Genomic DNA, 24,563 nt, shown 5'->3' with positions numbered 1-24,563 from the left:
TGAGACGCTCGACCGGCTCGTGGCCAATGCAGCCCTGGCGACCGGTCCGCGGACCGGGTGCTGTCCACGTTTGTGTTCGACCTGCTCGATGAGGCGTATGCGAGGGCGGTGCTGGACGACTTGCGACGAATCCTGACTGCCGACGGCCTGTTGTGCGTGGCCAGTCTCTCCTACGGGGAGCGGCCGCTGGAACGGGTCGCCTGTCGCGCCTGGAACGGGCTGTGGCGCGTTGCGCCACAACTTGTCGGCGGATGCCGTCCGATCAGTGTGAGCGCGCTGCTAGACCCCGGATGGAAGCTGGCGCATCACTCGCACGTACACCGCTTCGGGCTCGTGATGGAGGTCGTGATCGCCAGCCCCAACGCTTCCCAGCCATGACCGCGTGCTTGCCCCCTGCGGTCAGCCCGCCGGCGCCAGTTCGCGCACCACGTCGAGCTTGAGGAACTCCGGCGCCTTGAGCACCCGGCGAAGCATGAACCGGATGAACGCCGGCATATCGGTCGCGTCCTCGTCGCGGAAGACCACGGGGTCGCCCAGCTGATAACGATGCCGCCTGGTCTCCAGTTCGCAGCCACCAGCGGCGAGGACATTCTTCACCCAGTCCGAGCTGGTGCCGTAGGTCAAAGCGATGACAAATCCGTTGCGCCGGTGAAAGGCCCACAGCGGGGTGCGGAACGTGCGGCCCGACTTGCGCCCGCGATGGACCACGACGGCCCACCCTGGGGCCCATGGGGCGACGTACTTGGTGAACCGATTGAGACTGATCTTGTTGGCCTTGGCGACCCAGCGTGGTGCCGGCATTTTGAAAAACTCCTCACTCGTGGAATTAATGCCATTACGCTAACGTTGGCCGCCCGAAAAGTCAACGACTGTAGAATTTCAGGACTATGCCCCCAATGGGACGACGTCGAGGTAACCCCGACACCCGCAATGCGATCGTCACGACCGCTCGGCGGCTGTTCGCCGAGTCGGGCTACGAACAGACCTCGGTCCGTGACATCGCCTCCGCGGCCGGGGTGGACCCGGCGCTGATCCGGCATTACTTCGGCAGCAAGGCCGAACTCTTCCGGTCCATCGTGGGATGGCCGTTCGAAGCTGATGCGATGAGTGCGCTCATTCTCAGCGGCGATCGTGACGAGCTCGGGGCGCGGCTCACCCGGGTGTTCTTGGAGGCTTGGGAGCGGCCGGAATCACGCGCCCCTTTGCTGGCGATCCTGCGCGGTGCGGCCACCCATGAAGAGTCCACCACCCTGGTCCGGCATTTCTTTCAGGACCAGATGTACCCGCAGTTGGCCCAACCGTTGCCAGGCCCCGATACCGAACTGCGGATCGACCTGGCCATGGCCCAGCTGCTGGGCATCGCCTACCTGCGCCACGTCCTTCGGCTGGAGCCCATTGCCTCCACGCCGCGGGAAGAGGTGGTTGCCCGGGTCACGCCCACCATCATCGCCCACCTCGAGCCATCGCGACTGGACAAAGCCGCGGACCGCTAGCTGCGAATGTGCGGCGGCGCGGCGCATCGAAATGCCTGCGACTGCGATTGCTGCCGCGTTATGGTCGGGCCAGTTGCTGGCCGCTTGCGGTGGGAGGCCTTGTTGGAGGGAACGTCGTTCGGGAAGTACCGGCTGCTCGAATTGCTGGGCCGCGGCGGTATGGGCGAGGTGTGGCGGGCCTATGACCCGGTCACCGACCGGGTTGTCGCAGTCAAGATCCTGCCTGCCGAGATCTCCGACGACGAGGTGTTTCAGCAGCGGTTCCGCCGCGAAGCACACGTGGCCGCGCGATTGACCAGCCCGCATCTGATCCCGATCCATACCTATGGGGAAATCGACGGACGGCTGTTCGTGGACATGCGGTTGATCGAGGGCCACGACCTGCAATCGGCGCTGAGCCGCGGACCGCTGCCCCCCGCCCGCGCCGTGCACATCATCGAGCAGGTTGCTAAGGCACTTCACGCCGCCCACCGGGACGGGCTACTGCACCGGGACGTCAAGCCGTCCAACATTTTGCTCGATGACGACGACTTCGCGTATCTGATCGATTTTGGAATCGCACGTGCGCCAGGAGAACTGGGCTTGACCGCGGCCGGCGATGTGATCGGCACCTGCCACTACATAGCCACGGAACGATTCAACCTGGCACAGATCGACGCCCGCGCCGACATCTACTCGCTAGCCTGCGTGCTCTACGAGTGTTTGACCGCGCAGCATCCGTTTCCCGGCAATACCGTGGACCAACAGATCAGCGGTCACCTCGAGGCTCCGCCGCCACGGCCGTCGCGCATCAAACCCGGGCTGCCCGCCGGCCTGGATACGGTCATCGCCAAGGGCATGGCCAAGAATCCCGCCGATCGCTACGAGACTGCGGTGGCGTTGGCGCGCGCCGCCCGCGAGGCGCTCACCGCGCCTCCATCGGGACCGCCGATGCGCCCTCGGACGCCGAACGCCGGCGTTGCCGACGGCCGCCCCGACGGTGTCGCCGGCCCGGGTCAACCGGATACCTCCACCGCAACAACCGTCCCGCGACGGCTGCGACATCCGTCGCCACGGCGCGAACCCACCGCCGGGCGGCCAGCCGAGCAGCCACGATCACCGTCACGGCCCTGGTGGCGCCGCAAGGCGGTCGCTATCTCGGCCGCTGCCCTGCTTGTCGTCGCGGCGACCGTTGCCGCCGTGATCACCGTGACCACGTTGCATTCGGGAGAGCAGCGATTCCACCAGGTGACGCTGCCATTCACCGGATTGCGTGACCCGCAGGGTTTGTCGGTGGATTATGGCGGCACGGTCTACGTCGGTGACACTCTGCACAATCGGATACTGGCGTTGTCCGCCGGCTCAACCACCCCGGCCGTGCTGCCTTTCGAAGGCCTCAGCTATCCGACCGGGGTGACCGCAGACAACAGCGGCACCGTGTATGTGAACGACGCCGGCAATCGGCGGGTCCTGGTGCTTCGCGCCGGAACATCAACCCAAATCACCCTTCCCTTCACGGATCTGGGCAATCCGACGGGTCTTACGGTGGACAGCAGCCGCACCGTCTATGTCACCGACACGGCCAAGAACCGAGTGGTAGCGCTTCCGGCCGGCTCCAACATGCAGACCCAACTGCCCTTTACCGGTCTTAATAGTCCGACCGGCCTGGTGGTCAACGGCAGCGGCACCGTCTACATGGCCGACGGCGGCAACAACCGAGTGCTCGCGCTGCCCGCAGGATCGAAAAGGCAAATAGCGCTGCCCTTTACCCGCCTCAACCAGCCCGGCGGCGTCACGCTCGACAACGAGGGCGCGGTGTATGTCACCGATAGCGGCAACAATCGGACGCTCAAACTGCCGGCGGGTTCCACGACGCAAATCGAGCTGCCCTTCACCGGACTCGATTTTCCGTGGGGTCTGGCTGTTGACAACATGGGCACCGTTTATGTCGGTAGCCGCAGCAGCCAGATAGTCGCGCTGCGCCAGAAGTAGCGGCCCGTTTCGCCGCGAGCAGACGCAGAATCGCACTTGCGCGTCCCCGCGCGTGCGATTCTGCGTCTGCTCGCGGTGCCGGCGGCCACCTCCTACAAGCCCAGCGCCAGGGCGGCCGCTGTGGCCACCTGTCCACGCAGGTCCGAAATCGGTGTGCTGCCCCGCAGATGAATTGCGTTCGACAGCAGAACCACATAGCTGTCGGAACCCGGGTCTATCCACAGCGAAGTTCCGGTGAAGCCGGTGCCACCGAAGCTGCCGATGGGAAAGACCACGCCCCGCGGCGCGGAATATGGCGTGTCGATATCCCAGCCGAACCCAAACAGGGTTTGTCCGCTGATCGCCGGATAGCGCGGAGCCAGCATCGGATCTGTTCAGTTCGGCCGGTGCGCAAGCGCTTCTCGCGCCGCGGCGTTCGCGGCGTCCAGTTGCGCCATGTGATGTCCGGGCTGCTGCGGGGTCGTCATCAACTCGCACGTCGCCTGCGTCAGTGGAAATGTGCTGGGGCGGCCCGCAAGACGATCGAGCAGGGCCTGCGCGAAGCTGCTGACATCGTGCGCCGTGGAGAACACCCCGGCGTGCCCGGCCACTCCCCCCATGCGGCGCGCTGTGGGGTCATGCACCGTGCCCCGAAGCAGCCGGTTGAAATTGGGGTTCCGGCTTGGATCGGCACCGCTCTCCTCATCGAGTGCGGTTGGCGCGATATGCGACAGCAGGGCGGTGTCCCAGGTACCCGCAGGGCAGGGCGCCCGCGGGCGCCCTGCCGGCGCGGGAGCCCACCCGATCGCGGCTCCTCTCACGCTGTGTGGACCGCAGGCTTTGGCCGCAGGAAGAAAGTCGCTGTCTTGCATGCCAATTGGGGCGAATACATGTTGCGCAACGTAGCCATCTTCGGCCTCACCAGCGATTTTCTCGAGCAGCGCGCCCAACAAAATGTAGTTGATGTCGGAGTATCGGAACTCCCGCCCTGGCGGCGACTGCAGCGGCGTGCTCAGCGCACGGTGAATGCCTTCCGCTCGGTCTGTGCCGTCCAGTCCCCATGCATCTTGCAAACCGACATCTACCGGTTCGCCGGAGGTCTGTGTCAGCAACATGCGGACCGTCACTTGAGCACGCTGTGGGTCGCTCGCGGGGTTGAAGCCGGGCAAATGGTTCTGCACCGGATCGTCGAACCCAACCTTGCCCTGTTCGTATAGCTGCATGATTGCCGTCGCCGTCGCGAGGCATTTTGTCAACGACGCGATGTCGAAGATCGTGTCTTCGGTCATCGGCTCCGCGGGTGCCGACACCCCATCGAGCCCCTGTCCACCTGCGAGTTTGCGGGAGCCATGGGCCTGGTGGAAGACAATCTTGCCGCCGTGGCCGACCACGACGACGGCTCCCGGTAGCCGCTCGGCCGCAATGGCGTCGTTGATCAGCCGAGAGACGGGTGCGAAGGCAGCCAGGCCAGCCGCATCCACGGCGGGCATGGCGGGCCTCGGTCCCTCCCTTACCGGTGCGGGTGCGGCCTGCGATGGCGCTGGGGGTGTCGGCTGGTGGGGCGCGCATGCCGCAACGAGGGTGAGCAAACTAGTTCCAACGGCGATGGCCTTGAGCACTTTTCGCGCAGGCGGCAGCCCGGCCGGACGTTCTGGGCGGGTCCGGCGAGAAGGCGAGCCGCTGTCGATGCTTACCTGCGTCAGCGTAGTGACTCCGAACCGATCATCGTGCCACCGCGCGATTGTTGCCCGCTGACCCCGGATATCGTCGGCTGCGTGTGATCATCGGGCGAGTGTGCAGGCAACGCAGATGGCTCATCACCGGCCGACGCTTTCGGGCAGCCTGTTGCCTTACTCGTTGAAATGATCGCGGCTGCCGTCCTGCTCGCGCAGTGCACCGTGGCGCCCGCACCCTTCGGTGCGAGTGTCTCCCCGGTGACTGCCGCCGACCTCGGCGCAACCTGGCACCCGGATTGGCCGATCGGACCGACGCGGTTACGCCGAATCGAGTTCAACCACTTCGGTTTTGACGCCGCGTTCCGTCGTCGCGAACTGATCGTGCACCAAGATCTGGGGGTGGAGGTCATCACGATCTTCGAGCGGCTCTACCGACTGCGCTTTCCCATCGAGAACATTCGCAGGGGCGACCACTATCCGTGGCCGCCGATGATCAGCTATCGACGCAGGACAATGCGTCAACCCTCAATTGCCGGGCCATCACGGGACCCGGCCAATCGTCTCCACACGCCTTCGGCAATCGCGCAAAGACCTACATCGACGCGGCGGGAGTATTCCAACCGAAGAACGAGCCGGCGTGTCCGGATCGCGGCCGCAGCGACGCCGGACTCCCACACAAGGGCGATCCGGCTGTGCCTGCCTTCGCCGATCACGGCTGGCGGTGGGGTGGTGCCTGGACAACTCCTATCGGCTACCAACACTTCGAGCGGCGATTCCAGCGAGACATCGTTGTCGGCGCACGGCTTCGGTGGTCGGCCTCGCGAGCGGACTCGTGCGCCGGCGGTGGCCAGCCCTTGATGTGTCTCATCACCTTTGCCCAAATCAGGAAACGCTAGAACCCAGACCGCTAGCATCAGGGGTGTTGACGATCGCCCCGGCTAACGGCGGGCGGTGTGGTGTGGTTTCCGGCCGGATGGGGTGATCGACTATGTCATTTGTGGTGACGGCACCGCAGCTGTTGGAGGCTGCGGCCCGCGCAGCTGGCCGGTATCGGTTCGAGTATCAGTACAGCCAGTGCTACCGCGGCGAGCCCGACCGCAATGCTGGTGGGCGCGTTGGGCGCCGATGAGATCTCGGCGGCTGTGGCGGTGATGTTTGGTAACCACGCGCAGGCCTATCAGGCGGTCAGCGCGCAGGCAGCGGCGTTTCATGACCGGTTTGTCCAAGCGTTGACCGCGAGCGCGGAGTCATATGCCGGGGCTGAAGCCGCAAGCACCTCGGTGTTGCAGACAGTGGGCCAGGACCTGGTCAACGTGGTCAATAGACCCACGCAGGCGTTATTGGGTCGCCCACTGATCGGCAACGGCTCCGATGCAACCTCGGGCAGCGGGGCCAACGGCGGCGCGGGGGGCATCTTGTACGGCAACGGCGGCGCGGGCGGGTCCGGAGCACCCGGTCACGCCGGCGGCCGTGGCGGTAACGCCGGGCTGATCGGCACCGGCGGGGCCGGCGGGTCCGGCGGAAGCTCGACAAGCGGAGCTGGTGGGGCCGGCCGGTGACCCCGGCGCCGGCGGGATCGGCGGCCACGGCTCCAGCACCGGCGCCAACGGCAGTTTCGGGTCCACACCTACCACCGCTGCCGGCAATGGCGGCAAAGGCGGCAACGGCTACACCCCCACCACACCCGGCGCTGACGGCGGCGCCGGCGGAACGGGTGGCAGCGGCGGCCTTTACGGCAACGGCGGCGATGGCGGGGCCGGCGGCAACGGGGCTACCGGCGCGCCCGGAGTCAACCCCACCCCCAACCCGGTGGCCAGCCACGCCGATCCCGGTGCGGCCGGCACCACCGACAACGGCGGCGACGGCAACGGCGGAACCGGCAGCAACGGCACCACCGCCGGGGAGCAAGGAGGCACCGGCGGCGACGGCTTCAACAGCGGGGTCATCGACGACAATCCCTTCGGCGGCAATGGCGGCAATGGCGGCAACGGTGGGACCGGCGGGCCGGGCACCCTCGGCGGCGACGGCGGTAGAGGCGGATTTGGTCCGCTGGTCGGCGGCTGGGGCGGCAACGGCGGCATCGGCGGGCACTCGAGTGGCTCCGGCGGCATTCTCGGCACCGCCGGCAACGGCGGCAACGGTGGCAACGGCGGTACCGGCGGCGGGGCCGGCGGCAACGGCGGCGATGGCGGCTCGCTCACCATCAACGACAACGCCAACGCCGGCACTGGCGGCAACGGCGGCACCGGGGCCATCGGCAGCATCGGCGGCAACGGCGGCGCCGGCGGCGCTGGTGGGACCGGCGGTCTGTATGGCAACGGCGGGACGGGCGGCAGCGGCGGCAGTGGCGGCACCGGGGCCACCGGCGGCAGCGGCGGCAACGGCGGCGACTCTTTCGACAATCCCAATGCGCCCGGCAATGGCGGCACCGGTGGCACCGGCGGCAACGGCGGCACCGGTGGGGCCGCGGGCGCGGGCGGCACCTATGGCCAGTCGGGCATGGTCGGTGCAGGGGGTGACGCCGGCTCCGGTGGCGACGGCGGTGGCGGCGGCGCCGGTGGCGACGGCGGCGACGGTGGCACCTCGTTCGACATGGATGACAATCCCGTTCCGCCCTCCGGCACCGCCGGCCAACCCGGCGCCACGGGCGCTACCGGCGCCAACGGCCAGTCCGGCCAGGCCGGACTGAACGGTGGCAGCGCCGGCACGAGCGGGCCCGCTATCCCTTGAGAGGCACGACCGCGTCAGCGCGGCGAGCCGAGCTCCACGTAACTGGTTGACACGCCGGACATGTCGGGGCCAGGCTGAATGAGTCGAATCTGTATCCCCGTGTCAGAGGGCGGAAAGATGTCGAGCTACCGCGTCGGCTTACTCGTACCCAGTTCGAACACGACAATGGAAGCCGAGGTTCCTGAAGTGCTGCGCGCCAACGGCAGCACAACCGGTGATCGTTTTACCTTCCATGCCAGTCGCATGCGGATGAAAAAGGTTGATCCACAAGAGCTTATGGCGATGAACGCCAGCGCGGAGCGCGCGACGACCGAGCTCGCCGACGCTGCCGTGGATGTGATGGCCTACGCCTGTCTGGTCGCCGTGATGGCCGCCGGACCCAACGCACACCGCACAATCGAAGAGCGCTTGACAAAGGTTGCCTCTCAATCCGGCGGGACCGTCGAGGTGATCTCCAGCGCCGGCGCTCTGGTCGAGGGCATCCGGGAACTGGGCGCCAAGAAGATCGCGATGGTTGCGCCCTACATGAAACCTCTTACGTCGCAGGTGGTCGACTACATCGAAGCCGAGGGCATCGAGGTAATGGATGTGATCAGCCTCGAGGTAGAGGACAACCGTGTGGTGGGATGCCTGGACCCGATGCGCCCGCCGCACATCGCCCTTCGGCTCGACACCCACGACGCCGACGCCGTCGTGTTGTCGGCATGCGTCCAAATGCCCTCCCTGGCAGCGATTCCCGCCGCTGAGGCGATGCTGGGCTTGCCGGTGATCTCGGCGGCAACCGCGACGTCGTGGAAGATACTGCGGTCCTTGGGTGTTGCGCCAGTCGCCGCCGATGCGGGCGCCCTGTTCGACGGCGGCGCGAGTGGGTGAACAACCTGCGCTCCGGGGCTGATCCCCGGGACCGCGGCGGCGGGTCGCCGCCGGAACCGGCGTCCCGTTCGTCTGCGCCGACTCGACTACGCCGGCAATACGATCCCGGCGGTCGGCCCGAGGAAGATCGCCTGGCCGCCGGGGGCGACGTAGCCACCGGTGGGTCCGTAGATGCCGTAGATCGGGTTTAGCGGGTCGGCACCGGCCCAGATGTCGTTGATCCACCCCGAGGACAACGTGTACACGGCCTGGGTGGCGCCGGGCGAGGAGAACCCGGTCAGCAGCTGGGCGGCGAAGTCGATGAGGGGATTTCCGCCCAGCATCGAGTCGACGTGTGAGCCGTTGACAATCTCGACCCCGGTGAACTGGCCTGGGTACAGATTGACCAGTTGATTCGTGGTGGCACCAAAAGCGTTCCATGGCTGCGGTGGTGCTGCCACCACATAGATGGGAACATTCGCCGCCTGCAGGTTGGCTACCGCAGCCCCGAAGGCCGAGGCATTCGACGCGACCCCGTCGAACATCACCACACCCTGTAGGTGGTTGGTGGCCGCCCCAAGGTTCGCGAGGTAGCTGCCGGCGGCGATCGAGGCCAGCCCACCGCCGGCGGAGTGCCCGGACAAGATGAAGTCCTGCGGCAGGGTGCCCAGGTAGCCGGCCTGGTTCGCGCTGATGTTCAGCGCCGTCTGACTGCCCAGGAACAGCGAGCCCACGCCCTGCTGCATCTGCGCACCGCCGATCCACATGCCGAACGGCAACGGAATCGAAGGCACGGTGGGAACCACCACGATGCTGTTGGTCTGCTGCGCCAGCTGCATGGCCAGCGGCTGGTAGAACCAGCCGATCGCCCCGAAGCCGTGCTGTAGGTAGATGACGCCGTTGGCGTTGACCGAACCGTCGGCCTGCGTCGGGAAGTACCAGTGTGCGGGGGCGGGGAAGTTGAATTGCGGAATCGTGATGCCCAGGAATTCCGACGGGCCGATCGGAATCTGCAGGAACGAGAACCCCGACTTGACCCCGGTCGCCCCGGTAGCCGGAGCGGCGAGCGCCTCGGCGGCGGCGTAGTTCACCGCCCCGCCCAGGCCTGCCTGGTTGGTGCCCGAGGTGAGCAGCGAGCTGGCCTCGGTGGCCCCGGTGCTCGCGGCCGCGACGGAACCGTTGCCGAACAGCGGACGCCCGATGAGCCGCTCAATGGGTGCGAAAACCCCGAGGCTCTCCGCCTCTTGCAGCAACGCCCGCAACGGCGACACGTTCGCGGCCTCGGCGGCCGCATAGGCGGCCCCGGCCTCGCTCAACGCGCGCTCAAACTGGGCCTGAAACCGCGTCGCTTGCGCACTCAGCGTCTGAAACTCGTCAGCGTAGCTGCCGAAAAGCCGCGCGATGGCCGTGGACACCTCGTCTGCCGCCGCGGAGATGATCCCCGTCGTCGAGGGCGCCGCCGCCGCGGCCGCCCCCTTGACCGCCGCCTCGATACCGGCCAGCTCCCCCGACGCTACGGAAAAAGCATCGGGCGCTGCGATCACGTATGTCGACATCGGCGGCTCCCATACCCGGTAGTCCGACAACCTCAGGACCGCTACAGAATGTTAGCCGGGTTGGCGGTCCGGGGTGGTCAGAACGATCGCAGACGCACGAACAGGCGTTCGGCGATTTCCCCGATCCTGTTCAGGGCGCGATTCGACGCTGCCACAGCAGGTTCGAAACGACTATCCGAGCGGCCCCGGCGCCGGGACTGCCGAACCGGCCGGTCTCACGCCTAGCCGCAGGGACTTACGGCTGGCACAGCAAGGGCCCTTAGGCCCTCGTCGACCGCGGTCGTCGCGAGGGAGCATCCGGGGTACGGACCCTTGAGCGCCCTGCCCCGATGGACGATCACACGGTGGCCCGGATCTCGGATGGGAGCTCGACGATGACCAAACCGATTCCGCCACTGGATCTTTCCTGGCTGCTGCTCGAGTCGCCGGCCGGCACCACACACGTCGGCGCGATGTTGCTGTTCAAGAAGCCGTTCGGCCGAGATCCCGTGGACGAGATCGTGGCCGCCTACCGAGGGTGCTCACCCACGCCGCCGTTCAACTATGTCCCGGAACTGCTGGTCCGGGGCGCGCCCCATTTCCGGGAGGTGGCGAACTGGGACCCGCACTACCACGTTGGGCACCTGGCGTTGCCGGCCGGCGCCGGCTACGACGATCTGCTGCGCCTGGTTGCCGATCTACACGAACCACAACTCGACCGGCACCGGCCGCTGTTTCGGTGTTGGGTGATCGATGGTGTGCCGGACGACATGTTCGCGATCTACACGAAGACGCACCATTCGATCATCGATGGCGAATCCGGCCTCAAGCGGCTCTACGAGGGACTGAGCACCTCCGACCGCGACACCATCCCCAAGCCCGCATTCGCACTCGATGCGCCCGTCCCCGAACCGCACCCGCCCACGCCGCTGGCCGAGAAGGTCGCTCACTCGATCCGCGGGGCGGTCACCGAGTTCACGGCGCTGAACCAGGTCGCTGTCGGCGCGGCGCGCAAGGTGCTTTCCGGTCTGCTGGGATCCCACCTCGAGGGCAGTCTGCCGTTCGTCGCGCAGCACGCCCCCACCAACGCACCGCTGGAAATCGGTCGACGGTTCGCAACACTGTCGCTGCCGCTTGCCGAGATGCGCGAAATCGGCCATCACTTCGGGGCCACCCTCAACGACGTCGCCGCCAGCGTCATCGACGGCGGACTGCACGCATACCTACGCGAGACCGAGCGCGAGTTCGCCCATCCTTTCATCGCGATGTGTCCGGTCTCGCTGCGCGCCGACGACGACACCACGATCGGAACACGGGTGTCGGCGATCTTCGTGCGGCTCGGCCAGCCGCGGGCGAGCATGCCAGAACGGATCGGGCAAGTAATGAACTCGGTGGCCACCGCCAAAAAAGAACTCGGCGCCATGTCGAAGGAAGCGGCCATGACCTACGCGGTCGGACTCGTCGCGCTCGCCGGCGTGGGCGCCTCCACCCATCTCGATCGCATCGCGCACCCGGCGTGCAACCTGGTCATCTCCAACGTCGCAGGCGCCTCAGACATCCGATACCTCAACGGAGCCCGACTCCTCGGCATCTACCCGGTCTCCGCGCTCGCCGCCGCCATCGGGCTCAACGCCACGCTGGCCTCCTACCACGACAATATGGACTTCGGGTTCATCGCCAACGCCGCGGCCATCGAGGATCCGACACGACTGGCAGACCTGACGTTGCGAGCCTACGAGGAGTTGCGCGACGCGGCGGAGACAGCCGCGGGGAGGTCACAGCGCGCTTCTCGGTGAGCGGGTGCTGTTGGCCACATCCGCACCGGGTCGACTTCGTGTTTCTCGGCGGCGCCTATACCGTGTTGCTCTACGATGCACGTCGCCCCACCTACGACATCGACATCACCCCGCTAATGCGATGGGGAATCTCCAAAAGAGTGTCGGAAGCATGCCTTATGGGCTACAAATTGGGCGGTACGCGGCACGTTAGAAGAGTCGGGTGATGTGCAGAACAGTTAGGTTGAGAGCGTAATCAATTGGACGCCAGGGAATTCGGTCGATATCGGTTGTTCGAGCTCATCGGACAGGGTGCTGCAGGCACGGTATATAAGGCGCACGACACCGTTATGGGACGCGACGTGGCGATCAAAATCTTGCCTGCCGATCGGGCCAACGAGCCGGGTTTTCGCGCGAGGTTCAGCCGGGAAGCTCTCATCGCGGCTCGGTTGACCGACCCGCACATCATCCCCGTCCACGACACCGGCGAAATTGACGGCCAGTTGTACCTGGTAATGCCGATCATCAACGGGGTTGACCTCGAGGTCGCGCTCCAGCGCGACGGTCCCATGACTCCGGCGCGAGCCGTTCGAATGGTCGAACAGATCGCAGCCGCTCTGGATGCCGCCCACGCCCATGGGCTGGTGCACCGGGATGTTAAACCATCCAACGCCTTGATGACCGATCAAGGATTCGTGTACCTGATCGATTTCGGCCTGGCCCAGGACGGTACCGGCGCCAAATTGACCGCCGAGAGCCGCACCGCCGGAACGTGGGCATACATGGCCCCCGAACGAATGATGAGCGACGTCATCGATGCCCGCGCCGACGTCTATTCGCTGACATGTTTGCTCTATGAATGCCTTACCGGCGAAATGCCATTCCCTGGTGACCGGGTAGCGCTGCAAATGACGGCGCATCTCGCCACGCCCCCGCCGAAGCCGAGTGAGCGCCGGTCCGCCGTGCCCGCGGGATTCGACGATGTCATTGCCCGTGGCATGGCGAAACAACCTGACGATCGCTACCCCAGCGCTGGTGAACTCGCGATGGCGGCAGCTGCCGCACTGGCGACGCCGCCGGGCGGGCAGACCACCACGGCCGGACACCACATCCAGGTTGCTACGCAGACCCCCAAGCTCGTCGACTCGCCATCGCCTAGAGACACCGCGCCCCTTGGACTCGAGGACATCCCGCGCGCCGGCATGGGGGCCGCGTCGTTCCCCTGGCCACCACCGTCGCAACCGGACCGACCGCCATACCTCGGATGGGAACCCTTCCAGCCGGTCGACGCGGGCGTCTTTTTCGGTCGGGACGCCGAGGTGGCGCGGGCGATGGACGCCCTGCGCGGAATGCGTGCGAGCGACGAGACCCTGTTCGTGGTGCTGGGCGCGTCCGGAGCCGGCAAGTCGTGTTTTCTGCGTGCGGGAATCGTGCCCCGGCTGCAAAGACAGGCAAGCAAGTATCTCGTCCTCGACATTGTCCGCCCCGAGCTCAAGGCGCTCACCGGCGCCTGCGGGCTGGCACAGGCGATCTGCACCACGCGGCAACGCCTCGGCCTGGCACAGCCGCCGCTGGGCGACATCAAGGAAGCGTGCGCGAGCGGCGACGTGGCCCGGCTGCGGACGTGGCTGCTGGAGTGCCGTAAGGCCGCCAACCGGCAACCGGCAACCGGGGCTACCGATGACACCCCGGTGACCCTGGTGTTGCCGCTGGATCGGGCCGAAGAGCTGTTCACCAGCGACGCCGGCGTGGAGGCCGCCGGGTTGTTGGCGCTCATCCGGGATCTGGCTCTCGGCACGAACGGCCAGGACAGGCTGCCATTGATTGTGGCAGCGACGATCCGCACCGACCGCTACGAGCTGATGCAGACCGCTCCACAGCTTGCCGGGCTGCAGACCAAGCAGTTCGACCTTCGGCCGATGGACGCAACCCAGTTCAACAGGGTGATCACCGGACCTTCGCAGCGTTCGACGGACGGCGGACGCCCGCTGTACCTCGACGAGGAACTGGTGCGCCACCTGCTCGCCGACGCCACCGGCGGCGCAGACACGCTGCCGCTGCTGTCACTGACGCTGGCATGGCTGTACCGCGACTACGGGTCGACGGGCCGGCTCACTCTCGAGCCTTACGCCAAGCGGGGCGGAATCGATGGCGTCGTGCAAGCCGAGATCCACGAGATTCTGTCCTCGGATCCCGACGAGCGGGCCCAGCAACTCAAATTGCTGCGCGCGGCGTTCATCCCGTGGCTGGCCACCATCAATCCCGACAACGACCAGCCGATGCGCCGCTTGGCACGCTGGGCCGACCTGCCCGATGACAGCCGCCCGCTGCTAGAGCGGTTCCTGGCCCGCCGGTTGCTGATCAAAGACCTACGCGACGGAGAGGTCATCGTCGAGGTCGCCTTGGAGAGTCTGCTGCGCCAATGGGGCGATCTCTCGGGCTGGCTGGCGGACGAGGTCGAAGACCTCAAGGCGGCCGACGCGCTGGAACGCAGCGCCGCCGAGTGGGAGAAAAAGCGGCGCGACGAAGCCTGGCTGCTGCGCGGATCCCAGCTGGCCGCAGCCGAAAACCTAGCCGCCAAAACCGGATTCCGCGAACGCCTCAACCAAACCCACGACTACCTGCTGGCCTCCCGGCACTGCGAAAACGAACGAGCCGAGCTCGAGAAGCAACGCCAGCGGGCCGAACTCGAGGCCGCCAAGAAACTCGCGGCCGCCGAAACCCAAGCGCGCGAGCAGGCTCAAGAGAGCGCCGCCGCCCTACGACAGCGGTCTCGCGTCCTGCGCGCGGTAATCGCCGCAACGTCCGTCATCGCCGTTATCGCCGTGGTAGGCGCCGCCACCGCGGTGATCATGTTCAACCGCGCCACCCGTCAAGCCCGCGACGCACTGGCCGCCCAACTCGATGCGCAGGCCTCGTTGGTGTTCTCCGGGACCATCGCGGAGAGCGATATTCGCGCGCTCGCCGCCACCCTGGCGGCACGACAGTTGCGTTCCAACCCAGCCGCCAGCCGCGGCGCGTTCTACACGGCCACCGCGGCGCTGAACACCACTCGCATCATCATCCCCACGCAAGCACCCGTTAACACCGTTGCGATAAGTCCCGACAGGCACACCCTGGCTTCCGGCGGCGAGAACGGCAACATCCAGCTGTGGAACCTCACCGACCCCGCACACCCAGGCCCCCTAGGCCCACCCCTGCAGGGCCACAGCGCCAGTGTCGCCGGCGTCGCGTTCAGCCCCGACGGACACACCCTGGCCTCCGGCAGCCACGACGGCACCATCCAGCTATGGAACCTCACCGACCCCGCACACCCAGGCCCCCTAGGCCCACCCCTGGAAGGCCACAGCGCCAGTGTCGCCGGCGTCGCGTTCAGCCCCGACGGACACACCCTGGCCTCCGGCAGCGACGACGGCACCATCCGACTGTGGAACCTCACCGACCCCGCACACCCGGGCCCCCTGGGCCCACCCCTGCAGGGCCACAGCGCCGGTGTAGCCAGCGTGGCGTTCGGTCCCGACGGAAACACCCTGGCCTCCGGCAGCGTCGACGACACGGTGCGACTATGGGACGTCACAGATCCAGCGCAGCCCGGTCCGTTGGGTCAACCTCTGACCGGCCACCACGGAACCGTATGGAGCATCGCGTTCGGGCCCGACGGACACACCCTGACCACCGGAAGCCACGACGGCACCATCCGGTTGTGGAACCTCAATACTGTGCTGCCCGTTCGGGGACATACCGGCCCCGTGCGCAGTGCGGTGTTCAGCCCTGACGTGCAGACGCTGGCCTCCGGCGGCGACGACGGACCCAGCCCACGCGCGACAGCTCGGCAAACCCCTGTATGGCTATAGCAGCGCCGTGCTTGGCGTGGCCTTCAGCCCTGACGGCCGCTTGCTCGCTTCCGGCAGCGGCGACGACACCGTCGTGCTGTGGAACCTCACCGACCCGGCGCACCCGAGCCCGCTTGGGCACCCCCTGCACGGACATAGCGGATACGTGAATCGGGTGGCGTTCAGCCCCGACGGTCATACGCTAGCGTCGGGCAGTTCTGACCACACCGTGCAGCTCTGGGACCTCACCAATCTGACCCCTGCCGGGCTGGGCCAACCCCTGCGGGGGCACACCGACAGCGTCCTTGGTGTGGCGTTCAGCCCCGACGGTCATACGCTAGCGTCGGGCAGTTCTGACCACACCGTGCAGCTCTGGGACCTCACCAATCTGACCCCTGCCGGGCTGGGCCAACCCCTGCGGGGGCACACCGACAGCGTCCTTGGTGTGGCGTTCAGCCCCGACGGGCACACCTTGGTGTCCAGCAGCGCCGACGCTACGGTGCGGGTCTGGCCCACGCCGCTGGATGCCACCGTCACGGTTCTGTGTTCAAAACTCACATCCAGCATCAGCCGCCATGATTGGCGCGAATGGATATCGCCCGATGTCGACTACATTGCCCTCTGCCCCAACTTGCCCGTCCCACGGTAGTCGTTCCACGAGTCCGAGAGGAATTCTCGCACTGGCAAGTCGAATTCGAGTCGCCAGTCGTTTAGCCGCATCGAGCTCGAGTTGGTGATCGTGTAGTCGGCGATGAAGCCTGTTCAACCTCGATCTCACCTGCAGCATTGCCGGCACCGAGGGCCGGATGGTCACAAAATGCCGAAAGACCGAAAAGACCACGTAAGGCATTGGGCGCCGGAGCTTCTCGTAGCGGCCAGTGCGATCATAGGAGCCAACACCATAGCCGAACAGGCGATGTCGGGGTTCAGCCCGCCGCGCTCCCCCGCTTGCCGCGGCTCTCCTTCACCAATCGCGCCACCCCATCCTCGATCCCGGCGGCCAGCACCTCGATATCCGGTGCGGTGTCGTAGTCGGCGGTGATCCCGAAGACGAAGTTGTCGCCGTAGCTGACCATCGCGACCCCGGTACGCAGGTTCAGCGCGATCGGTGGAATCGGCAACATCTCCAGCACGCGCCGACCCATCAGCTTCTGCTCGTCCCGCGGCCCGGGCACATTGGTCGCCAACGCCACCACCGCGCGTTGCGGCAACCGGCTCAGCAACCGTACCGCCCACGCCGAGAACGCAAATGGCGCGCTTTTCGCCGCGGCAACCAACGCGGTGCCGCCTTCACGCTGGCCGCTGGCTTTGGCTTCGACCAACCGACGGTGTACCAGCTCAAGCTGTTTGACCGGGTCTTCCTCATCGACGGGCAACAAGGGCAGCATCGCCGAGACCTGATTGTCAGTCATGTTGAAGTGGCTCATCCCGCGCACCGACACCGGTACCAGCGTGCGCAGCGAGGTGTGGCCGGGCTTTTCCCCCGCTCCAGCAGAATCGACCGGTAGCTGCTGGTGATCGCCGCCAACGCCACGTCATTGAGCGTCACGTCGAATGCTCGCGCAACCGTGTGCAGATCGGACAAGCGCACCCGCGCCACGCTGAAGCGCCGCAGCGTGGTGACAGGCCCGCTCAGTGACGTTTCCGGCGCGGGACTGAGCAGACTGCCGGTCAGTTCGGCGGCCCCTAACGCGACATGCTCGACAACGGAGACCGCACCCAGAGCGCCCCGCACAATCCCGGTCACCCAGTTCAGCGGGTTCAGACTGACCTTCACCGGAAGCCCCGGCCCGTGCGGAGCCGGCTCTTTGGCCGCACGAATCTCGGTGGCAAAGGACCCGCCACCGCCGCTTTCGTCACCGAACTTGGCCAACATCTGCGTTGTCGCGATGCCATCGGCGATGCAGTGATGCAATTTGGTCAGCACCGCCCACCGGTCATCGCTGAGCCCCTCGATGAGATAGCACTCCCAGAGCGGACGGTCCCGATCGAGCCGTCGCTCCATCACCGTCGCGATCATCTCGAAAAGTTCGGCGTCGCCGCCCGGTTGCGGCAGCGCAAGGTGGTGTACATGTCGGGAAACGTCGAAGTGCGGGTCCGCGACCCATTCGGGTGAACCGAGATCGAGCGGATGGGTCCGCAGGATCTGTTTGAAGCGCGGAATCGCCGACGCCCGCTCCGCGAAGGAGTCGACGAACTCCCCGAAAGCCCGAGCCGGCCCTTCCACAATCGACACACCGCCGATCGCCAGGCTCACATGCGGATCGCTGTCCTCAACCTCCAGGAAAGTCGCATCGAGGGGGGTTAGATGCTCCATCCCTTTACCATTCACCCCCACCTCAGTCCACGATCAGGGTCAGAAGTCCCTACCTTGAAGGCCAAACGAAAGCTGCACACCACCATGCCCGGGTCATATCGTTGCCACCATGGTGCCCGAGCAGTCCCCCGGTGACGTGCCCGAGGTAGCGGCGCCAGCACCCGAACCAGCACCCGAAGATGTCACGCCCCTGCCCGACCTGCTACACGGACGGCACCGCGCGGGGCCGGACCGCGAACGTCGCCCGGTGTACGTCGACCTGTTGCCGCCCTGCAACGCCGGTTGCCCGGCCGGCGAAAACATCCAGGCCTGGCTCGCCCACGCCCGCGTCGGCGAGCACGAGCGGGCCTGGCGTCAGCTGACCGCTGACAATCCGTTCGCCGCCATCCACGGCCGGGTGTGCTATTACCCATGCGAATCCGTCTGCAACAGAGCAGATCTCGATGCATCGGTGTCCATCCACGCGGTCGAGCGCTTTCTCGGCGACACCGCACGCGAGAAACAGTGGCGCTTCCAGCCCGCACCGCAGCCCACCGGCAAACGAGTGCTCGTTGTCGGCGCCGGCCCCAGTGGACTCTCGGCGGCCTATCACCTGGCCCGGCTTGGGCATCACGTCGAGGTTCGCGACGCCGGCGCCGAGCCGGGCGGAATGATGCGCTACGGCATCCCGAGCTACCGGCTCCCCCGCGATGTGCTGGACGCCGAAATCGAACGCATCGCCGCCCTGGGCGTGCAGCTCACAACCGGACACCGTGTCGAAGACCTCGCCGAAGAACGCGAGACCGGAAACTTCGACGCGGTGTTCGTCGCCGTCGGTGCCCACCTGGCCAAGCGGGTCAACATCCCCTCTCGTGACGCAAGATCGCTGATCGACGCCGTGTCATTCCTGCATCAGGTGGCCGCGGGCGAAAAGCCCGAACTCGGAAGCCACGTCGCGGTCTACGGCGGCGGCAACACCGCCATGGACGCCGCCCGCGTCGCGCGCCGGCTCGGCGCGCAGGACACCGTGATCATCTACCGGCGCACCGAAGCTCAGATGCCCGCGCACGAAGAGGAGCGCCAAGACGCGCAGCGCGAAGGGGTGCAGATCAACTGGCTGCGCACCATCACCGCGTTCGACGATCACGAAATCCGGGTCGAGCAAATGGAACTCGACGACACCGGGCACCCCCGGCCGACCGGGCGGTTTGAGACGCTGGCCGCCGACACGGTCATCATGGCACTGGGACAGGAAACCGAATCGGCGTTCATGCGCACATTGCCCGGGGTGGAATTCGACCGTGACGGCGGCGTGCGGGTCTCCCCGACGCTGATGACCGGCTGTCTCGGGGTGTTCGCCGGCGGCGACATGGTGCCCTGCGAACGCACCGTCACCGTCGGGGTCGGGCACGGCAAGAAGGCCGCCCACTACATCGACGCGTGGCTACGGGGAGACCCCACCCAACGCCCACCCAAGCATCCCGTCGCCGATTTCGACCGGCTGCACCTGTGGTATTTCGGCGACGCCCGCCGGCGCCAGCAACCCGAACTCTCCCCCGAGGACCGGATCAGCGGATTCGACGAAGTGATGGGCGGCCTGTCCGCGGAGGCAGCGACGTTCGAGGCCGGGCGCTGCCTGTCGTGCGGCAACTGCTTCGAGTGCGACGGTTGCTTGGGCGCCTGCCCGGAGGACGCGGTGATCAAGCTCGGGCGCGGCCACCGTTACCGCTTCGACTACGACCGCTGCACGGGTTGTGCGACCTGTTATGACCAATGCCCGGTGCACGCCATCGAGATGATTGCGGAGCCACGATGACGCGCACCACGGTGGATGGCAACGAAGCGACGGCATCGGTGGCCTACCGGCTCAACGAAGTCTGCTGTATCTACCCGATCACTCCCTCCTCCCCGATGGCCGAGCTCGCCGACGCCTGGTCAAACCAGAACCGGCCCAACATCTACGGCACGGTGCCGACGGTGGTGGAGATGCAAAGCGAAGGCGGGGCGGCCGGTGCGCTGCACGGCTCCCTGCAAGGCGGGGCGTTGACGACGACGTTCACCGCCTCCCAAGGCCTGCTGCTGATGATCCCCAACATGTACAAGATCGCCGGCGAACTGACCTCGGCGGTGATGCATGTCGCGGCTCGATCGATTGCGGCACAGGCACTTTCGATATTCGGCGATCATCAGGATGTCATGGCGGTGCGCCAGACCGGATTTGCGCTGCTGGCATCGGCCTCGGTGCAGGAGGCCCACGACCTGGCCCTGATCGCCCAGGCCGCCACCCTGCGCACCCGAGTACCGTTCGTGCATTTCTTCGACGGTTTCCGCACCTCCCATGAGCTCAACACCATCGAGGTGCTCACCGACGACGACTTGCGCGCGCTGGTCCCCCAGGAGTTGGTCCTGGCCCACCGCGACCGGGCGCTGTCGCCGGATCGGCCGTCCATCCGCGGCACCGCCCAGAATCCCGACACTTACTTCCAGGCCCGCGAAACGGTGAACCCGTTCTATGCCCGGGTACCCGAGGTGGTCGAGGGGCTGCTGCGCGAGCTCGGCGAGCGCACCGGGCGCCCGATGCACATCGTGGACTACACCGGTCACCCCGAGGCCGAGCGGGTGATGGTGCTGATGGGATCCGGCGGTCAGACCGCGGCCGAAACCGTGACCGCCCTCACCGAGCGCGGTGAGCGCGTCGGGGTGGCCCAAATCCGCCTCTACCGTCCATTTCCGGCCGAGGCCCTGCTGGCGGCCCTGCCCCCGACGGTCCGCGCGATCGCGGTCCTGGACCGCACCAAGGAACCCGGATCCCAAGGCGAGCCACTGTATTTGGATGTCACCGCCGCCCTGACCGAGGCCTATAGCAGCGGGCAGAGATCATCGCTGCCGGTGGTCTGCGGGGGACGCTACGGCCTGTCGTCCAAGGAATTCACCCCCGGAATGGTCGCCGGTGTCTTCGCCGAGTTGGCCGGCCAGCGTCCGCGCACTCGCTTCACCGTGGGCATCGACGACGACGTCAGCGGCACCAGCATCAGCTACGATCCGGACTTCGACATCGAGACGCCGGCGACCACCAAAGCCGTGTTTTTCGGCATGGGTTCCGACGGCACGGTGGGCGCCAACAAGAACACCATCAAAATTCTCGGTGGCGAGGAAGATATTTACGCCCAAGGGTATTTCGTCTACGACTCCAAGAAATCCGGCTCACAAACCGTCTCGCATCTGCGGTTTGGCCCGCAACCGATTCGGGCGCCGTACCTGGTGCAACAGGCGAGCTTCGTCGGCTGCCACCACCAGCGGTTCCTGAACAAGGTGGACGTGCTGGGCCGGGCCGCCCACGGTGCCGCACTGTTACTCAACAGCGCGCGCCCACCCGAGCGGGTGTGGGACAGCCTGCCCGCCCCGGTGCAGCAACAGATCATCGACAAGCGCATCCGGCTCTACGTGGTCGACGCGGGCAAGATCGCGCGCGAGGTCGGTCTGGCCGGCCGGATCAACATCGTCCTGCAGACCTGTTTTTTCGCGATCGCCGGTGTGCTGCCGGTGGATCAGGCGATCGCCAAGATCAAGGCCAGCGTTGCCAAGACCTATGCCGCCCACGGCGCCGACGTGGTGGCCCGTGAAGTCAACGCCGTCGATCACGCGCTCGCCGGCCTGCACCCGGTCCAAGTGCCCGACACCGTCAGCTCCACCAGACAGTTGGAACCACCGGTTCCCCAACACGCCCCGGAGTTCGTGCGCACGGTTACCGCGGAGATGATCGCCGGGCGCGGAGATGAGCTGCCGGTCAGCGCACTACCGGCCGACGGCAGCTACCCCAGCGGCACCGCCGCCTACGAAAAGCGCAATATCTCGGATCTGGTTGCGGTGTGGGACCCCGACACCTGCATCCAGTGCGGCAACTGCTCGTTTGTCTGCCCGCACAGTGTCATTCGCACCACGCTCTACCCGCGCGACCGGCTCGATGCCGCACCGGCCACCTTCGCCTCGGCACCGCTGGACGCGGTCGGTCTCCCCGACACCCGCTACACCCTGCAGGTCTATGCCGAAGATTGCACCGGCTGCAATCTGTGCGTGGAGGCCTGCCCCGCTGTCGTTCCCGGCAAACCGGTGACCAAGGCGATCAATCTTGCCCCGCGCGAACCACTCGTCGCCGCCTCCCGCGAGAACATCGCGTTCTTCGAAACCCTGCCGGTGGCCAACCGATCCAGGGTGGACTTCGGGACGGTGCGCGGCACCCAGTTCCTGCAGCCGCTGTTCGAGTTTTCCGGCGCGTGTGCCGGCTGTGGGGAGACCCCCTACCTCAAACTGCTTTCCCAGTTGTTCGGTGACCGGCTAATGGTCGCCAATGCCACCGGCTGCTCGTCGATCTATGGCGGCAACCTACCCACCACACCGTGGGCGACCAACGCCGAGGGACGCGGTCCAGCATGGTCTAACTCACTGTTCGAAGACAACGCGGAGTTCGGCCTGGGTATGCGGCTGGCCGCCGACACCCACGTGCGCCAGGCCCGGCACCGGCTGACCGAACTGCGCGACGTGCTGGGCGCGGATCTGGTCGATGCCATCCTGGCCGCCCCGCAAGAGCGTGAGTCGGAGTTGCGCGCCCAGCGCGAAAGGGTCGCCGAATTGCGCGCCCGCCTCGATGAACTGGACGGTCTGGCGCCGGCGCAAGCCGACGAGCTGCGCAGCGTCATCGATCACTTGATCCGCCGCAGCGTCTGGATCGTCGGCGGCGACGGGTGGGCCTACGACATCGGCGCCGGCGGGCTGGACCACGTGCTGGCCAGCGGGCACAACGTCAACGTGCTGGTGCTCGACACCGAGGTGTATTCCAACACCGGCGGGCAGATGTCGAAGAGCACACCGCTGGGCGCGGTGGCCAAGTTCGCCGCCGGGGGCAAGACGGTTCCACGTAAAGACTTAGCGCTGCAGGCTATTTCGTATGGCAACGTCTACGTGGCGCGGGTCGCTATGGGCGCCGATCCGCAGCAGACCTTGCTGGCCTTCCGGGAGGCCGAGGCCTACGACGGCCCTTCGCTGGTGATCGCTTACAGCCACTGCATCGCGCACGGCTTCGAGCTGCGCTACGGCCTGGACCAACAGTACCGCGCGGTCGCCAGCGGGCACTGGCCACTGATTCGCTACAACCCGGTGCTGCGCTCCACCGGCCGCCCGCCATTCCTGCTGGATTCCCACCGTCCCCGGCTGGCGCTTGCTGACTATCGCGACCGCGAGCTACGCTTCCGCAGCCTGGCCAACTCTGACCCCGACGAGGCTGACCGCCTGCTCGTGCTGGCCGAAGAGTCAATCGACCAGCGCTGGGAAGTCTACGAAGACATGGCCTCTCGCGCGCCACAAGAGTTTCCGTCCGATTCCCGGAGGGAGAGCTAATGGACCTGTCGACTACCTACCTCGGACTCAGCCTGCGCAGTCCGCTGCTGGCCTCGGCATCGCCGCTGAGCCAGACGTTGCACGGCGTCCGTGCGCTCGCCGACGCCGGCGTCGGCGCGGTGGTCCTGTATTCGCTGTTCGAGGAACAACTGCGTCGCGAAGCCGAGCAGAACGAACTGATGGCCGCCCAGGGCAGCGAAAGCTCGCCCGAGTCGCTGAGCTACTTTCCTCCTGCCGTCGACGTGGCCAGCCAGGCCCAGCGATACCTGCGCCTGATCGAACGTGCGTCTGCATCGGTGGACATCCCGATCATCGGCAGCCTCAACGCGTCCACACCCGGCAACTGGGCGCGCTACGCCCATTCCATGCAAGAGGCCGGCGCGGCCGCGATTGAGCTCAACATCTACTACCTTCCCGGTGATACCGGCCTCAACGCCCATGCCGTCGAGCAGCGCCACCTCGAGGTGCTCGATGAGGTCAAAACCGCGACAACGGTTCCCGTCGCGGTCAAACTCAGCCCGTACTTCAGCGCCACCGCCGACATGGCACATCGCCTCGATGCTGCCGGCGCTGACGGACTGGTGCTGTTCAACCGGTTTCTGCAGCCTGACATCGACCCCGAGACCCTCAGCCTGGTTCGCGGTATCACGCTGTCCACCCCGGGAGACACGCGCCTGGGGCTGACCTGGATCTCGTTGCTGCACGGCCGGACGCGAGCCTCGCTGGCCGCGACCACCGGAGTAGAGCACGCCAGCGACGTCGCCAAGTATCTGCTCGCCGGGGCGGACGTCGTGCAAACCGCGTCAGCCCTGCTGCGCCACGGACCCGAGTATGCGGCCGTGTTGCTCCGGGAGTTGCAGGACTGGCTGAGCCGCAAAGGATTTCAGGATCTCAACCAGGTGCGCGGGCTGCTGGCGGCTCCGGACACCAAAGGGTCGGAGGCGCACGAGCGTGCGGACTACGTTTGGGCGCTGCGCAAGGCTAACAGCGGCTTCTACGACGCGTATTGACGCAGTAACTATATGGAGG

General features: G+C 66.7%; 13 protein-coding genes and 4 pseudogenes. 12 read left to right on the top strand and 5 right to left on the bottom strand.

What is annotated here, in order from left to right; translation table 11 throughout:
* Nucleotides 1–57 precede the first annotated feature (57 nt).
* Complete coding sequence (locus MMSP_RS13075) at nucleotides 58–378, top strand: hypothetical protein (RefSeq protein ID WP_232022564.1); 321 nt, start codon at nucleotides 58–60, stop codon at nucleotides 376–378.
* 21 nt (nucleotides 379–399) lie between these two features.
* Here MMSP_RS13075 and MMSP_RS13070 read toward each other — a convergent pair whose 3' ends face one another.
* Complete coding sequence (locus tag MMSP_RS13070; RefSeq protein WP_020787001.1) at nucleotides 400–801, bottom strand: nitroreductase family deazaflavin-dependent oxidoreductase; 402 nt, start codon at nucleotides 799–801, stop codon at nucleotides 400–402.
* A gap of 95 nt (nucleotides 802–896) precedes the next feature.
* Between MMSP_RS13070 and MMSP_RS13065 the strand changes: the two genes are divergently transcribed.
* Both MMSP_RS13065 and MMSP_RS13060 read left to right on the top strand, forming a co-directional pair.
* Nucleotides 897–1,493: a TetR/AcrR family transcriptional regulator gene (locus tag MMSP_RS13065; RefSeq protein WP_020787000.1), complete on the top strand. Its 597-nt coding sequence runs from the start codon at nucleotides 897–899 to the stop codon at nucleotides 1,491–1,493.
* A 102-nt stretch (nucleotides 1,494–1,595) separates the two neighbouring features.
* Nucleotides 1,596–3,464, top strand: a complete 1,869-nt coding sequence (locus tag MMSP_RS13060; protein WP_020786999.1) for a serine/threonine-protein kinase PknD — start codon at nucleotides 1,596–1,598, stop codon at nucleotides 3,462–3,464.
* 92 nt (nucleotides 3,465–3,556) lie between these two features.
* Here MMSP_RS13060 and MMSP_RS13055 read toward each other — a convergent pair.
* Nucleotides 3,557–4,933, bottom strand: a pseudogene (locus MMSP_RS13055) (serine hydrolase domain-containing protein).
* 665 nt (nucleotides 4,934–5,598) lie between these two features.
* Between MMSP_RS13055 and MMSP_RS13050 the strand changes: the two are divergent.
* The 3 genes and pseudogenes from MMSP_RS13050 to MMSP_RS13040 all read left to right on the top strand — a co-directional run bounded on the left by MMSP_RS13050 (nucleotide 5,599) and on the right by MMSP_RS13040 (nucleotide 8,722).
* A complete protein-coding gene (locus tag MMSP_RS13050) occupies nucleotides 5,599–6,015 on the top strand; it encodes a M15 family metallopeptidase (protein WP_020786996.1) in 417 nt (138 codons plus the stop codon).
* A gap of 92 nt (nucleotides 6,016–6,107) precedes the next feature.
* A pseudogene (locus MMSP_RS13045) lies at nucleotides 6,108–7,849 on the top strand (PE family protein).
* A gap of 117 nt (nucleotides 7,850–7,966) precedes the next feature.
* Nucleotides 7,967–8,722 (top strand): Asp/Glu racemase, encoded by a 756-nt coding sequence (locus MMSP_RS13040; protein ID WP_036426485.1) that lies wholly within the window; start codon nucleotides 7,967–7,969, stop codon nucleotides 8,720–8,722.
* An 86-nt stretch (nucleotides 8,723–8,808) separates the two neighbouring features.
* Here the strand turns inward: MMSP_RS13040 and MMSP_RS13035 are convergent, their stop codons facing one another.
* Nucleotides 8,809–10,257, bottom strand: a complete 1,449-nt coding sequence (locus tag MMSP_RS13035; protein ID WP_020786992.1) for a PE domain-containing protein — start codon at nucleotides 10,255–10,257, stop codon at nucleotides 8,809–8,811.
* A gap of 374 nt (nucleotides 10,258–10,631) precedes the next feature.
* Between MMSP_RS13035 and MMSP_RS13030 the strand changes: the two genes are divergently transcribed.
* The 3 genes from MMSP_RS13030 to MMSP_RS28445 all read left to right on the top strand — a co-directional run bounded on the left by MMSP_RS13030 (nucleotide 10,632) and on the right by MMSP_RS28445 (nucleotide 16,493).
* Nucleotides 10,632–12,032: a wax ester/triacylglycerol synthase family O-acyltransferase gene (locus tag MMSP_RS13030; protein WP_036427252.1), complete on the top strand. Its 1,401-nt coding sequence runs from the start codon at nucleotides 10,632–10,634 to the stop codon at nucleotides 12,030–12,032.
* Nucleotides 12,033–12,271: 239 nt separating this feature from the next.
* The gene (locus MMSP_RS13025; protein WP_369797315.1) at nucleotides 12,272–15,865 is read left to right on the top strand and encodes a protein kinase; all 3,594 of its coding nucleotides are present in this window, start codon (nucleotides 12,272–12,274) and stop codon (nucleotides 15,863–15,865) included.
* A 7-nt stretch (nucleotides 15,866–15,872) separates the two neighbouring features.
* Nucleotides 15,873–16,493, top strand: a complete 621-nt coding sequence (locus tag MMSP_RS28445; RefSeq protein ID WP_020786987.1) for a WD40 repeat domain-containing protein — start codon at nucleotides 15,873–15,875, stop codon at nucleotides 16,491–16,493.
* A gap of 2 nt (nucleotides 16,494–16,495) precedes the next feature.
* Here the strand turns inward: MMSP_RS28445 and MMSP_RS25985 are convergent.
* A pseudogene (locus MMSP_RS25985) lies at nucleotides 16,496–16,606 on the bottom strand (cellulose binding domain-containing protein); the annotation flags it as partial.
* A 164-nt stretch (nucleotides 16,607–16,770) separates the two neighbouring features.
* Nucleotides 16,771–18,161 (bottom strand): annotated as a pseudogene (locus tag MMSP_RS13020) (wax ester/triacylglycerol synthase family O-acyltransferase).
* Between the two features lie 109 nt (nucleotides 18,162–18,270).
* Between MMSP_RS13020 and MMSP_RS13015 the strand changes: the two are divergent.
* The 3 genes from MMSP_RS13015 to MMSP_RS13005 are packed head-to-tail and all read left to right on the top strand — an operon-like array spanning nucleotide 18,271 to nucleotide 24,544.
* Nucleotides 18,271–19,956, top strand: coding sequence for an NAD(P)-binding protein (locus MMSP_RS13015; protein WP_020786984.1), 1,686 nt, complete (start codon nucleotides 18,271–18,273; stop codon nucleotides 19,954–19,956).
* Entirely contained in the window at nucleotides 19,953–23,534 is a 3,582-nt protein-coding gene (gene nifJ, locus MMSP_RS13010) for a pyruvate:ferredoxin (flavodoxin) oxidoreductase (RefSeq protein ID WP_020786983.1), read from the top strand. Before MMSP_RS13015 ends, nifJ begins: the two co-directional genes overlap by 4 nt.
* Entirely contained in the window at nucleotides 23,534–24,544 is a 1,011-nt protein-coding gene (locus MMSP_RS13005) for a dihydroorotate dehydrogenase-like protein (RefSeq protein ID WP_020786982.1), read from the top strand. The genes nifJ and MMSP_RS13005 overlap by 1 nt, the downstream gene beginning before the upstream one ends.
* Nucleotides 24,545–24,563: the final 19 nt, after the last annotated feature.

The organism is Mycobacterium sp. 012931 (assembly GCF_000419295.1).
GTDB classification, from domain to species: domain Bacteria; phylum Actinomycetota; class Actinomycetes; order Mycobacteriales; family Mycobacteriaceae; genus Mycobacterium; species Mycobacterium marinum.
The sequence above is the reverse complement of the archived record's forward strand: the minus strand, read 5'-3'. Positions and strand labels throughout refer to the sequence as shown.

Coding starts and splice junctions, on each gene's coding strand:
- MMSP_RS13040 (WP_036426485.1), top strand. CDS start 7,967: ATGTCGAGCTACCGCGTCGGCTTACTCGTACCCAGTTCGAACACGACA.
- MMSP_RS13015 (WP_020786984.1), top strand. CDS start 18,271: ATGGTGCCCGAGCAGTCCCCCGGTGACGTGCCCGAGGTAGCGGCGCCA.
- MMSP_RS13030 (WP_036427252.1), top strand. CDS start 10,632: ATGACCAAACCGATTCCGCCACTGGATCTTTCCTGGCTGCTGCTCGAG.
- MMSP_RS13070 (WP_020787001.1), bottom strand. CDS start 801: ATGCCGGCACCACGCTGGGTCGCCAAGGCCAACAAGATCAGTCTCAAT.
- nifJ (WP_020786983.1), top strand. CDS start 19,953: ATGACGCGCACCACGGTGGATGGCAACGAAGCGACGGCATCGGTGGCC.
- MMSP_RS13065 (WP_020787000.1), top strand. CDS start 897: ATGGGACGACGTCGAGGTAACCCCGACACCCGCAATGCGATCGTCACG.
- MMSP_RS13005 (WP_020786982.1), top strand. CDS start 23,534: ATGGACCTGTCGACTACCTACCTCGGACTCAGCCTGCGCAGTCCGCTG.
- MMSP_RS13035 (WP_020786992.1), bottom strand. CDS start 10,257: ATGTCGACATACGTGATCGCAGCGCCCGATGCTTTTTCCGTAGCGTCG.